This window comes from Plantactinospora sp. BC1 (genome assembly GCF_003030345.1).
Lineage (GTDB): Bacteria > Actinomycetota > Actinomycetes > Mycobacteriales > Micromonosporaceae > Plantactinospora.
This window is the reverse complement of the sequence record NZ_CP028158.1, coordinates 109,139-121,051: the sequence shown is the minus strand read 5'-3', so window position 1 is coordinate 121,051 and position 11,913 is coordinate 109,139. Positions and strand designations below refer to the sequence as shown.

Below are 11,913 nucleotides of genomic sequence, written 5' to 3'. Positions count from 1 at the left end.
GTGACGACCGGAGGAGCCCGGGTGACCGTCTCCGAGCTGCACCACGACCTCGCCGGCCTGGTCGTCGAGGCCAGTGACGGCCAGATCAGTGCGGCGGACGCCCTGGCCGAGCCCGAGTCGCTCGGGCTGCTCGGCCTCACCTCGCTCGGCTACGTGCGGCTGATCCAGGCCGTCGAGCACCGCTACGGCGTCGTGGTGGAGCCCGACGACGACGTCTCCGGGCTGGACACCGTCCCCGCGCTGGCGGACTACCTGCACTCGCGCGGGGTGTGACGACGGGCGTCCACCGGCCGCCGTCGGGCCCCCCCGCACGCCCGTTCAGCGCTGGATGGACTTGGTCTCCAGGAACTCCTCCAGCCCCGCCCGGCCGAACTCGCGGCCGTTGCCGGACTGCTTGTAGCCGCCGAACGGGGCGAGCGGGTTCCAGTGGCCGCCGTTGACGTCGACCTGACCGGCGTGCAGCCGCCGGGCCACGGCGAGGGCGTGCTCCGGCTCGCCGAAGACCCCGGCGGTGAGGCCGTACACGGTGCCGTTGGCGATGGCGACCGCCTCGTCCTCGTCCGCGTACGGGATGATCGTCAGGACCGGGCCGAAGATCTCCTCCTGGGCGATGACCGAGTACGGGTCGACGTCGGCGAAGATCGTCGGCCGGAGGTAGGCGCCCCGGTCCAGCCCCTCGGGTCGGCCGGGACCGCCGAAGACCAGCCTCGCCCCGTCGGCGATGCCCCGCTCGATGTAGCCGTGGACCCTCTCCCGGTGCGCCTCGGAGGCCATCGGGCCGATCCGGGTCGCCTCGTCGGTCGGCTCGCCGACGACGTACTCCCGGGCGGCGGCGACGGCCAGCGCCACGACCTCGTCCTGGCGCGACGCCGGTACCAGCATCCGGGGCCAGGCCCCGCAGACCTGACCGCCGTTGGTGAACGCCATCGCCAGCCCGGTCCGTACCGCCGTCGGCAGGTCGGCGTCGTCGAGGATCACGTTCGCGCCCTTGCCGCCGAGTTCCAGCGCGACCCGCTTCACCGTCGCCGCGGCGACGGCGGCGATCCGCCGGCCGGCCCGGGTGGAGCCGGTGAACGAGATCATGTCGATCCCCGGGTGGGCGGAGATCGCCTCGCCGACGACCGGTCCGGTGCCGTAGACGACGTTGAAGACCCCGTCCGGCAGGCCCGCCCCGGCGGTGACCTCGGCGAGGATCCGCGCGGTCAGCGGCGCGATCTCGGAGGGCTTGAAGACCATGGTGTTCCCGGCGACCAGGGCCGGCGCCAGCTTCGACACGATCTGCTGGAGCGGGAAGTTCCATGGGGTGATCGCGCCGACCACGCCGATCGGCTCGCGCACGATCAGCGAGTTGCCGATCTCCTCGGTCCAGGCGAAGTCGGCGGCCAGGCTGGTGAAGGACTCGGCGACGGCGACCGGGAAGCCGACCTGGGCGGTCCGGGACAGGATGAGCGGGGAACCCATCTCGGCGGTGATCGCGGCGGCGATCTCCTCGGCCCGGGTACCCAGGCCCTCGGCGATCCGCCGCACGACGGCGGCCCGCTCGGCGGGCGGTGTCGCGGCCCAGCCGGGCAGGGCGGCCCGGGCGGCGGCGACCGCCCGGTCAAGGTCATCGGCGGTACCGGCCGGCACCTCGGCGACGATCTCACCGCTCGCCGGGTTCGACACCGAAATGGTCGCCGACGATCCGGCCGGGGTCCACGCGCCGTCGATCCAGTGCCCGGGCGCGTTCTGTGTTGGTCCAGTCATGGAGCCGAGTCTTGGCCGGCGGTACGGGCGTAGCCAGGTACAGCCGATCCGTGGACAGCGCTCACCTGGTCGGCCGCCCGCCTCGGTGTGACGATCGGCGCCGCCGGAGGAATTCCCGCCGGTCCGGGGATTGTTGCCGAAGTCGAACGGTCGGCAGGCGGCCGAAAGGCAGGACGAGCAGGAGGCGCGATGGACCGGGTGCGGCTGGCCGAGTTCCTCCGGAGCCGGCGCGAGGCGCTCCAACCGGAGGATGTCGGGCTGCCCCGGGGACAGCGGCGGCGGCGTACGGGCGGGCTGCGCCGGGAGGAGGTCGCGGCGCTCAGCGACATGTCGACCGACTACTACAGCCGGATCGAGCAGCAGCGCGGCCCCCGCCCCTCCGAGCAGATGCTCGCCGCGATCGCCCGTGGCCTGCGCCTCTCGCTGGAGGAACGGGACCACCTGTTCCGGCTCGGCGGCTATCCGACGCCGAGCCGGGTACGCCGGGCCGAGCACATCAACCCGGGGATGATGCGCATCTTCGACGGGCTCGGCGACGCGGCCGCGCAGGTGGTCAGCGACCTCGGCGAGACGTTGCGGCAGACCCGGCTCGCCACCGCGCTGCTCGGCAACGAGACCCGGCACACCGGGCTGGCCCGCAGCCTGCACTACCGCTGGTTCACCGAACCGGAGAGCCGGCGCATCCACCCCGAGGAGGACCATCCCGGGCACAGCCGGCTGCTCGCCGCCGACCTGCACCGGGCGTACACCCGGGCCGGGCGGGACTCCCGGGCCGGGGAGATCGTCGACGGGCTGCTCGCCCGCAGCCCGGAGTTCGCCGAACTATGGCGCGAGCACCCGGTCACCGGCCCGTACTGCGCGGCGAAGCGGATCCAGCATCCCCGGCTCGGGCTCCTCGAACTGCACTGCCAGGTGCTGCTCGATCCCGACCAGTCCCAGTCGCTGCTGGTCTTCACCGCCACCCCGGGCAGCGAGAGCGCGGAGCGGCTCCGGCTGCTCTCGGTCGTCGCCGGTCAGGGGCTCTGAGCTGTCCCCGGTCAGCTCCTGAGGAAGGCGAGCAGGTCGTTGTTGACCTGGTCCTGGAGGGTGGCGGTCAAGCCGTGCGGCGCGCCCGGGTAGTAGATCTCCTGGGCGTTCGCGATCAACTGGGCGGTCTTCCGGGCCGAGTCCTTCACCGGGACGATCTGGTCGTCCTCGCCGTGCATCACCAGGGTCGGAACGTCGAACTTGGCGAGGTCGTCGCGGAAGTCCGTCTCGGAGAAGGCCTTGATGCTCTCGTACGCGTTCTTCATGCCGGCCTGCATGCTCCAGAGCCAGAACTGGTCGAGGATGCCCTTGGAGACCTGCGCCCCGGGCCGGTTCGCGCCGTAGAACATCTGCGCCAGCTCCTGGTAGAACTGCGACCGGTCGGCGAAGAGCTTGGCGCGCAGCCCGTCGAAGACGTCGATCGGCAGCCCCTCGGGATTGTCCGGCGTCTGCACCATGATCGGTGGCACGGCGGAGATCAGCACCGCCCTGGCGACCCGACCGGTGCCGTACCGGCCGATGTAGCGGGCCACCTCACCGCCGCCCGTCGAGTGGCCGACCAGCGTCACGTCGGTCAGGTCCAGCGCCTCCAGTACGGCGGCGAGGTCGTCGGCGTACCCGTCCATGTCGTTGCGGGCCGAGGCCTGGCCGGACCTGCCGTGCCCCCGCCGGTCGTGCGCGACGACCCGGAAGCCCTGCTGCACCAGGAACAGCAACTGGCCGTCCCAGGCGTCCGCGCTCAACGGCCAGCCGTGTGAGAAGGTCACGACCGGACCGGAGCCCCAGTCCTTGTAGTAGATCTCCGTGCCGTCCTTGGCGGTGACGAAGCCCATGACTCCCCCGTACGTCGCGATCGTTCCAGCGCCCGACGTACCCGATTTAGACACAGCTCGGGCCTGGTGCAGGGCGGTTTGCCGGAATCCGCCGTGCCGCAGCCGTCAGCCCCGAGCGGCGAACTGGCGCAGCTTGTCCGGATTCAGCACGAGGAAAAGGCGCTCGACGCCCCGGTCGGTGGCCGCCAGGGCGAGCAGCGCCTCCGGAGTCCCGTCTGCGGCGGCCACGAGCAGGCTCTCGGTGCCGTTGGCCGGCACCACCCGGATCACCGACTCGCTCCAGTACTTCCGCAGGACGTTGTCGAGCAGGGTCGTCACCCGGGCCACGCCGTACAGGTCCTTCCGGGAGGCGTGCACCCGTCCCCCGCCGTCGGAACTGGCGATCACGTCGGCCGCGAGCAGCCGCTCCAGCGCGGCCAGGTCGCCACCCCGGGCCGCCGCCCGGAACGCCTCGACCAACCGCCGGTGTTCGGCCCGGCCGACGGGTGTCGAGCGCGTCGAGGCCAGGTGCCGGCGGGCCCGGCTCAACAGTTGCCGGGCGTTCGCCTCGGTGGTACCCAGGACCTCGGCGACCTGCCGGTGGGCGTAGTCGAACGCCTCCCGCAGCACGTACGCCGCCCGCTCCGCCGGGGCGAGCTTCTCCAGCAGCAGCAGTACCCCCAACTCCAGCCCCTCGGCCCGCTCGGCGCCGAGCGCCGGATCGGCCGAGGTGTCCACCGGCTCCGGCAGCCACGGCCCGACGTACGTCTCCCGACGCGCCCGGGCCGTCGTCACCGCGTTGATCGCCAACCGGGTCGTCGTGGTGGTGAGGAACGCCGCGGGGTTCCGGACGCTCCGGCGATCCGTCCCCTGCCAGCGCAGCCAGGCATCCTGCACGACGTCCTCGGCGTCCCCGACGCTGCCGAGCATCCGGTAGGCGATGCCGAACAACCGTCCCCGGACCGCCTGGAAGTCGCCCAGCTCGTCGGTATGTCCGGACTGCCCGGCCTTTCCGTCGGCCTGTTCGGGCTGTCCCTCGGCCTGCTCGGTGGGTCCCTCGGCCGGTTCGATCGCTCCGTCGGCCTGCTCGATCGGGGGCTGCACATCGCCATCGTCCACGGGTTCGGGGGCGGCTGGCAAAATCCCGTCGGCGCCCGACCGACGATCCGGGGCCGGTGCCGGGCCCGGCCTCCGGCCGGCACGGCGGGCCGGCCGCAGGTCGGGCAGACAGCGTGCCGGATCGACGGCTACCGCCCGGCCCCGTCCACCGCACGCCGCTCCGCCAGCCGGATGCGCCCCGTCCGGGCCTCGCCGAGCGGAACCAGCGCGTCCTCGGCCACCTCGGCGCCGTAGTACCCGGCGGCCGGGTCGGTCACCACCTGCCGGGGGTCCTGCTGTGCGCGCAGCACCGACCGGATCACCTCGTCGAGGCGGGACCGCTCGGGGCCGGCCACCTCGACGATGCCGCCGACCGGGGCACCGAGCGCGACGTCCGCGACCGTGGCCGCCACGTCGTCGGCGGCGATCGGCTGGAAGAGCACCGGTCCCAGGCGTACCGTGTCGCCGTCGGTCCCGGTGTCGGCGATGGCGTCGAGGAACTCGAAGAACTGCGTCGCCCGCACGATCGAGTACGGGACCGGCCCCGCCGCGACCAGTGCCTCCTGCGCCACCTTCGCCCCCATGTACCCGACGTTCGGCATCCGGTCCGCGCCGACGACCGAGAGCGCCACGTGGTGGCCCACCCCGGCCGCCGCCTCGGCCGCGAGCAGGTTGCGGGTGGAGGTCTCGAAGAACTCCCGCGCGGCGGCCGGGTCGAAGGAGGGCGAGTTCGACACGTCCACGACGGCGTCGGCCCCGTCGAGCGCCTCGGCGAGTCCCTCGCCGGTCACCGCGTTCACGCCGGTCCTCGGGGAGGCCGCCACCGCCTGGTGACCCGCTGCGGCGAGCAGCTCCACGACCTTGCTGCCGATGAGTCCGCTGCCGCCGATAACGACGATCTTCATTTCTCTGTTCCTCTGGTTCGGCTTTCCGTGGCGCCGACGGCGCCCTGTCACCCACAACGACCGGGTGGGACGGTGATTCGTGACAGCGGCCGGTCGGCCGCCACCGCATCCGGTCTCCCCCGGTGGGCGACCGCGACACCTCGCGGAGCCGATCGGGCCGGTCTCGTCGACCGGTGACGACCTCACCCGGCCTGTTCGGACCCGGATGTCCGACTCTCCGACACCGTCGCACGGCCCGGTCCGGCGTGCCCGTCGGCCGCCCTCCGCCGGAGGTCGGCCGGCCGACCCGATCGGCCCGCCCAGGCGCATTTCGCCGGCCCTGCCGGTCCGGATCACCCGGCGCGGGTGATGTCCCGGCCCCGGTCGACGGCGACCATCGGAGTAGGTGCCGACGCCGCCCGAGACCCGATCCCGTCGCCGGGCGGGGCGGGCCGACGATCGCAGGAAACGGAGGCTCGGGATGACCAGTCCCACCGAGGAGTACTTCGCCGAGTTCAGCCGGCGCGGGCACGAACGGCTGCTCGAGAAGGCCTCCGGCACCGTGCGCTTCGAGGTCGTGCAGGGGCTCTGCACGGAGCACTGGTACGTGCGGGTCGACCGGGGCGACGTGACGGTGACCCGGGAGAACATCGAGGCGGATGGTGTCGTACGGGTCGGCCGGGAGCTGTTCGACCGCGCCGCCTGCGGGGAGGCGAACCTGATGGCGGCGCTGCTGCGGGGCGAGATCTCGGCCGAGGGCAAGGTCCCGCTGCTGCTCATGTTCGAACGGCTGTTGCCGGGACCGCAGGCGCCCAGCGGGCACCGGATGGCCACCAGCGGGGAGCCGCCGAGACGATGAGCGACCTGGTGAGCATTCTCGCGGGGAACACCTTCGTGGTCAGCGACACCCGTGGCGACATCGACACCTCGCCCACCGACCCGGCGGGGCTCTTCTCCTTCGACACGCGTTACCTCTCCACCTGGGTGCTCACCGTCGACGGGGAACGCCTCAGCCCGCTCTCCATCGACGACCTGCAATATTACGAGAAGCGCTTCTTCCTGCTCGTCGGTCCCGGTGGGGTGTACACCAACGCGAAGGTGTCGGTGCTCCGCCAGCGCGCGGTGACGGACGGGTTCAGCGAGGAAATCGCCATCCTGAACCACGGCGACAAGCCGGTCGAACTCACCGTACGGGTCGAGGTGGGGTCCGACTTCGCCGATCTCTTCGAGGTCAAGGACGCCCTGGCGAAGGAGGGCGACTACTACACGCGGGTCGACGACGGGCGCCTGCTGCTCGGGTACACCCGGCAGACCTTCCACCGGCAGACCGTCATCTCCGCCACCGCACCGGCCCAGTTGGACCGGCGCGGCCTGACCTTCACCGTCCGGCTCGACCCGAAGCAGGAGTGGACCACCGAGCTGCGGGTCGTACCGACGATGATCGGCCCGGCCGGCCGTACCCTGCCGCTGGGGTCCGAGTGGGACCCGAGCTGGGCCGACCGGGACATGAAGCGGGACCTGAAGCAGTGGATCGAGAACGCGCCGCGCCTGGAGTGCGACTGGGATCCGCTGCGGCACACCTATCTGCGCAGCCTCGTCGACCTCGCCGCGTTGCGCTTCACCGCGCCCACCTCGATGGGCGGGAGCCTGCCGGCCGCCGGCCTGCCGTGGTTCATGGCGGTGTTCGGCCGGGACAGCATCATCACCAGCCTCCAGGCACTGCCCTTCCAGCCCGAACTCGCCGCCTCGACACTGCGGGAGCTGGGCACCCGGCAGGGCAGCCGCCGGGACGACTTCCGGGACGAGGACCCCGGCCGGATTCTGCACGAGATGCGGTTCGGCGAGACGGTCGCCTTCGAGGAGCGGCCGCACTGCCCGTACTACGGCAGTGCCGACGCGACACCGCTGTTCGTCGTGCTGCTCGACGAGTACGAGCGGTGGACCGGAGACGTCGACCTGGTGCGGCACTTCGAGTACGAGGCCCGCGCGGCTCTGAACTGGATCGACGAGTACGGCGACCTGACCGGGAACGGCTACCTCTCCTACCGTCCCCGCAACCCGGACACGGGACTGGCGAACCAGTGCTGGAAGGACTCCCCGGAGGCGATCTCCTATCGCGACGGTCGGCTGCCCGGTTATCCCCGGGCGACCTGCGAACTCCAGGGCTACGCCTACGACGCCAAGCTGCGCGCGTCCCGACTCGCCCGCTCGTTCTGGAACGACCCCGCCCTCGCCGACCGGCTCGAAGACGACGCGCTCAGGCTCAGGGAGCGCTTCAACCGCGACTTCTGGATCGAGGACCGGCAGTATTACGCGCTCGGTCTGGACGCCGACGGCAGCCAGATCGACGCCCTCTCGTCGAACATCGGCCACCTGCTCTGGAGCGGCATCGTCGACGAGGACAAGGCCGACGCCGTGGTGCGGCACCTGCTCGGTCCCGCGCTCTTCTCCGGCTGGGGGATCCGGACCCTGGCGAACAGCGAGCGGCTCTACAACCCGGTCGGCTACCACGTCGGCACGGTCTGGCCGTTCGACAACTCGATCATCGCCTGGGGGTTGCGCCGCTACGGGTACCAGAACGAGGCGGCCCGGGTCGCCGCCGCGATCCTGGACGCGGCGACCTACTTCCAGGGACGCCTGCCCGAGGCGTTCGCCGGGCACGAGCGGGAGCGGACCAAATACCCCGTCCAGTACCCCACCGCGTGCAGCCCGCAGGCCTGGTCGGCCGGGGCACCACTGCTCTTCCTGCGTACGATGCTCGGCCTCGAACCATCGGGCGAGAATCTCGTGGTGAACCCGGCCCTGCCCCAGCACATGGGTCACATCGCGCTGCTCGACATCCCGGGACGGTGGGGCCGGCTCGACGCCTACGGTCGCGGCTCGGTCGAGGTCGCCCGGTAGCCGGCGGTCAGGCCGGGGTCGGGTGCAGCACCGACCGCAGGCAGCCGTCCTGCTTCTTCTCGAAGAGTTCGTAGCCGCGCACGCCGTCGGTCAGCGGCAGCGGATGGGTGGCGAGATAGCCGGGATCGATCTCGCCGTTGGCGAGCCGTTCCAGGAGCATCGGAATGTAGCGCTGGGCGTGCATCTGCCCCATCCGCAGCACCAGTGCCTTGTTCATCGCGGCGCCGAGCGGAAACTTGTCCACGAAGCCGCCGAAGACGCCGACGATGCTCACCGTACCGCCCTTCCGGCAGGCCATGATCGCCTGCCGTACCGCCGTCGGCCGGTCGCTCTGCAACCGCACGGCCTGCTTGATCCGGTCGTACCGGTACGCCGGACCGACGTCGTGGGCCTCCATCCCGACCGCCTCGATGCAGGCGTCCGGCCCCCGGCCACCGGTCATCTCCCGGAGCGCGGCGAGCACGTCGACCCGGCTGTAGTCGATGGTCTCCACCCCGAGCCGCTGCTCCGCGACGCGGAGCCGTTCGGGCAGCCGGTCGATCACGATCACCCGCTCGGCGCCGAGCAGTTGGGCGGAGCGGGCCGCCATCTGGCCCACGCCACCGGCCCCCCAGACCGCGACCACCTCACCACCACGCAGGTCGCAGAAGTCGGCGGCCATCCAACCGGTCGGCATCGCGTCGGAGGCGAAGACCACGGCGTCGTCGGCGACCGCCTCCGGCACCGGGAACGCGCCGACGTCGGCGAACGGCACCCGGACGTACTCGGCGTGGCTGCCGGCGAAGCCACCGGCGGCGTGCGAATAGCCGATGATCCCCGCCGGCGCGTGCCCCCACAGTGTCTCGGTGAAGTTCGGCTGCGGATTGGAGTTGTCGCAGAGCGAGTACTGGCCGGTGCGGCAGTACCAGCAGCCGCCGCAGGCGAGTACCGATCCGACGACCACCCGGTCACCGACCTTGAGCTTGCCGACCTCCGGCCCGACCTCGACCACCTCGCCGGTGAACTCGTGGCCGAGGATGTCGCCCTCGCGCATCGCCGGCAGGTAGCCGTTGATCAGGTGCAGGTCCGATCCGCAGACGCTGCTCGCCCGCACCCGGACGATCGCGTCACCCGGGCCCTGGATCGTCGGGTCGGGAACCTCCTGCACGCGCAGCTTCCCGACGCCCTCCCAGCACAGTGCCTTCACGGCCGTCCTCCCGTCGACAGCTTCTCCCGGACGACCCGGGTGGTCCGCTCCGTGATGCCGGCCCGTCCGGAGGGTTCGGCCATGGTGGAGACCACCTCCCCCGCCTCGATCAGGGACTTGGCCCGCCGCAGCACCGTACGGAGCAGCTGGTCGAGGTCGCGTCCCCGCAGCACCGCCGCCCGATGTCCGACCCGGCTCTCCGGGTAGCGCAGCTCGACCCGTACCTCGGTGCCCCGGGCACCCGGTGCGGAAACCAGCTCGATCCGGCCCTGGTGCGGCGTCGGCCCCTCCTCGACCTGCCAGTGGAACGGGCCGGTCGCGGAGTCGGCGTGGACCTCGACGGTCCAGCCGGCCGTCCCGGACCCGCCGCTCAGGACCCGGCGCCGCTCGCCGTCACCCGGTCGCACCTGGACCTGCCGGTCCAGCATGGCCGAGAGGTGCGGCGACTGCCCGCAGTACTCCACGATGGACTCCGCCGAGCGGTCGACGGTGACCGCGCGTACGGTCCGGTATCCGCCGTCCTGCCGCGCCGGCAGCGATTCCCGGCGGCGCCGGGCGAGCAGGCCCGCTCCCACGCCGGCCGCCACCGTCACCGCCAGCCATCCACTGACCCTGCCAACCATGCCGATCCTCCCAACCCGAAGCCGGCGGCCGTTCCCGCCCGGTACGGCCGGCGCGGAACTCCCATGGGGACCGCCGCCACCCACGGATGGCGTACCCGGCGGGCAACGGGACAAACGCCTCAGCCATGCCGTCCCGCCGGTGGACGTGCCCGGTTCAGAGCAGCCCGGCGTTTCCGGCCACCGCCGCGGCCTCTGTCCGGTTCGACACCCGCAGCTTCCGCAGCAGGGATGCCGTGAGTCGCTTCACCGTGCGTTCGGAGAAGTTCAGCTCTTCGGCGATTTCCACCGTCCGACAACCTTTCGCAATAAGCTGCAGAAGCCGGCGTTCCTCGTCGTCGAGGATGGCCGTCGCCGGCAGCCCGTTGTACGTCGGGCGGAGCAGCGCGACGAGCAGCCCGGCAGGGAGCACCGCCCACCCGTCCAGAATCGCCATCAGCGGCGGCAGCAGCTCCTCGGGTTCGCTGCTCTTCGGCAGGTAACCCTCGGCGCCAGCCCGCAGCGCCTGCACCATCAGATCGGTGTCGTCCAGACCCGAGATCGCGACGATTCGTACCCGTGGCGCGGTCCGCCGGATGGCGGTGATGGCCCGGATCCCGCCCGGTGCCGGCATGTGCAGGTCGACCAGGGCCAGATCGGGTACGCACCGGCGGACCGTGGCCGCCGCGGCGGCAGCGTCACCGGTGGAGCCGACGATCCGGGCCCGCCCCTGGGTGCTGGTCGGAAGCAGCAGTTCGAGACCCCGGACGAAGAGGGGATGGTCATCGACCAGTACGAGGCGGAGGGTTGCGGATCCGGACACGCGGCGGCGTTTCCCGATCTGGGACCGATCATGCCCGGCCGGCCCGAGACCGCTCATCGCGCCGGTATCCGGGCTCCGCACGTCCGGGAACTCCCGACCGCCGGCTCCGTTGCCGCAGCGCCGGAGGAGACCGGGGCACCCGCTGCCGGAAGCGAGACGCTGCTGTTGCGGATGTTCTGCCACGAACTGCGGTCACCGATCGAGTCGCTACGCTCACTGACCCGGGCCCTGGCCGAGGAGCCGGTGCCGCTCGACCCGACGCAACGACATGGCCTGGCCGCCTTGGCGCAGGAACAGGCGGCACACCTGGCGGTGCTGTGCCGGCAGGCGATGTCGGTGACGCAGAGCCTGGCGGAGCCAATCGACCGGCCGGTCCCGCTGAGCCAGGTGTTGCCGACCGCCGTCGCGCCCCAGGCGCCGCCGCACCGGTTGACGGTACGGCTCTCCCGTGGTGCCGGTGCTCGGCTGGTACCCGCGCACCGGACCCGGCAGATCCTCGCCAACCTCGTGGACAACGCCCTGCGGCACGGCCCGCCGGAAGGCCACGTCCGGGTCTCCGCCTCGGTACGGGCCGGCGCACTGGTCCTGGTCGTGGCCGACGAGGGACGGTCGTGTCCAGCCCTGCTGGCTGCGCTGGCCCGGACCGCGCCGCCGCCCGGCGTCTCCGGACTCGGGCTGTGGATCGTCCGACAGCTGGTCGCCGCCGAGGGCGGCACGATCACGGCGTACCGGACCACGGGTGGAACGGCGGTACGGGTGAGCCTGCCCGCCCCGCGCTGCCTCCCCGGAGGTGGGGCCGGCCCGAGCTGACCCCTCCGGGCCGCCCGGTGACCCCGGC

12 protein-coding genes are annotated in these 11,913 nt (G+C 72.2%); 5 read left to right on the top strand and 7 right to left on the bottom strand.

From position 1 onward, the window contains the following. Complete coding sequence (locus C6361_RS00520; RefSeq protein WP_159079098.1) at positions 1 to 273, top strand: phosphopantetheine-binding protein; 273 nt, start codon at positions 1 to 3, stop codon at positions 271 to 273. A gap of 45 nt (positions 274 to 318) precedes the next feature. On the opposite strand, the gene C6361_RS00515 is transcribed toward C6361_RS00520, so the two are convergent. Continuing rightward, positions 319 to 1,746, bottom strand: a complete 1,428-nt coding sequence (locus C6361_RS00515) for an aldehyde dehydrogenase family protein (protein WP_107266368.1) — start codon at positions 1,744 to 1,746, stop codon at positions 319 to 321. 189 nt (positions 1,747 to 1,935) lie between these two features. On the opposite strand from C6361_RS00515, the gene C6361_RS00510 reads away from it, so the two are divergent. Further along, a complete protein-coding gene (locus C6361_RS00510; RefSeq protein ID WP_107266367.1) occupies positions 1,936 to 2,772 on the top strand; it encodes a helix-turn-helix transcriptional regulator in 837 nt (278 codons plus the stop codon). Positions 2,773 to 2,783: 11 nt separating this feature from the next. Here C6361_RS00510 and C6361_RS00505 read toward each other — a convergent pair whose 3' ends face one another. From C6361_RS00505 to C6361_RS00495, 3 genes are all read right to left on the bottom strand, one after another. Next, complete coding sequence (locus tag C6361_RS00505; RefSeq protein WP_107266366.1) at positions 2,784 to 3,605, bottom strand: alpha/beta fold hydrolase; 822 nt, start codon at positions 3,603 to 3,605, stop codon at positions 2,784 to 2,786. A 105-nt stretch (positions 3,606 to 3,710) separates the two neighbouring features. After that, positions 3,711 to 4,688 (bottom strand): RNA polymerase sigma-70 factor, encoded by a 978-nt coding sequence (locus C6361_RS00500; RefSeq protein WP_234359228.1) that lies wholly within the window; start codon positions 4,686 to 4,688, stop codon positions 3,711 to 3,713. 143 nt (positions 4,689 to 4,831) lie between these two features. Continuing rightward, the gene (locus tag C6361_RS00495) at positions 4,832 to 5,587 is read right to left on the bottom strand and encodes an SDR family oxidoreductase (RefSeq protein WP_107266365.1); all 756 of its coding nucleotides are present in this window, start codon (positions 5,585 to 5,587) and stop codon (positions 4,832 to 4,834) included. Positions 5,588 to 6,047: 460 nt separating this feature from the next. On the opposite strand from C6361_RS00495, the gene C6361_RS00490 reads away from it, so the two are divergent. Beyond that, positions 6,048 to 6,425 carry an SCP2 sterol-binding domain-containing protein gene (locus C6361_RS00490; RefSeq protein WP_107266364.1) on the top strand — a complete coding sequence of 126 codons (378 nt, stop codon included), beginning with the start codon at positions 6,048 to 6,050 and terminating at the stop codon, positions 6,423 to 6,425. Continuing rightward, entirely contained in the window at positions 6,422 to 8,467 is a 2,046-nt protein-coding gene (locus C6361_RS00485; protein WP_107266363.1) for a glycogen debranching N-terminal domain-containing protein, read from the top strand. The genes C6361_RS00490 and C6361_RS00485 overlap by 4 nt, the downstream gene beginning before the upstream one ends. A 7-nt stretch (positions 8,468 to 8,474) precedes the next feature. Here C6361_RS00485 and C6361_RS00480 read toward each other — a convergent pair whose 3' ends face one another. The 3 genes from C6361_RS00480 to C6361_RS00470 form a co-directional block, all read right to left on the bottom strand. Next, positions 8,475 to 9,653: a zinc-dependent alcohol dehydrogenase gene (locus tag C6361_RS00480; RefSeq protein ID WP_107259867.1), complete on the bottom strand. Its 1,179-nt coding sequence runs from the start codon at positions 9,651 to 9,653 to the stop codon at positions 8,475 to 8,477. After that, complete coding sequence (locus C6361_RS00475; RefSeq protein ID WP_159079097.1) at positions 9,650 to 10,276, bottom strand: cyclase; 627 nt, start codon at positions 10,274 to 10,276, stop codon at positions 9,650 to 9,652. The genes C6361_RS00480 and C6361_RS00475 overlap by 4 nt, the downstream gene beginning before the upstream one ends. Positions 10,277 to 10,430: 154 nt before the next feature. Beyond that, entirely contained in the window at positions 10,431 to 11,075 is a 645-nt protein-coding gene (locus C6361_RS00470; RefSeq protein WP_107270638.1) for a response regulator transcription factor, read from the bottom strand. A 30-nt stretch (positions 11,076 to 11,105) separates the two neighbouring features. Between C6361_RS00470 and C6361_RS00465 the strand changes: the two genes are divergently transcribed. Further along, positions 11,106 to 11,885, top strand: a complete 780-nt coding sequence (locus C6361_RS00465; RefSeq protein WP_159079096.1) for a sensor histidine kinase KdpD — start codon at positions 11,106 to 11,108, stop codon at positions 11,883 to 11,885. The last annotated feature ends 28 nt before the right edge of the window (positions 11,886 to 11,913 follow it).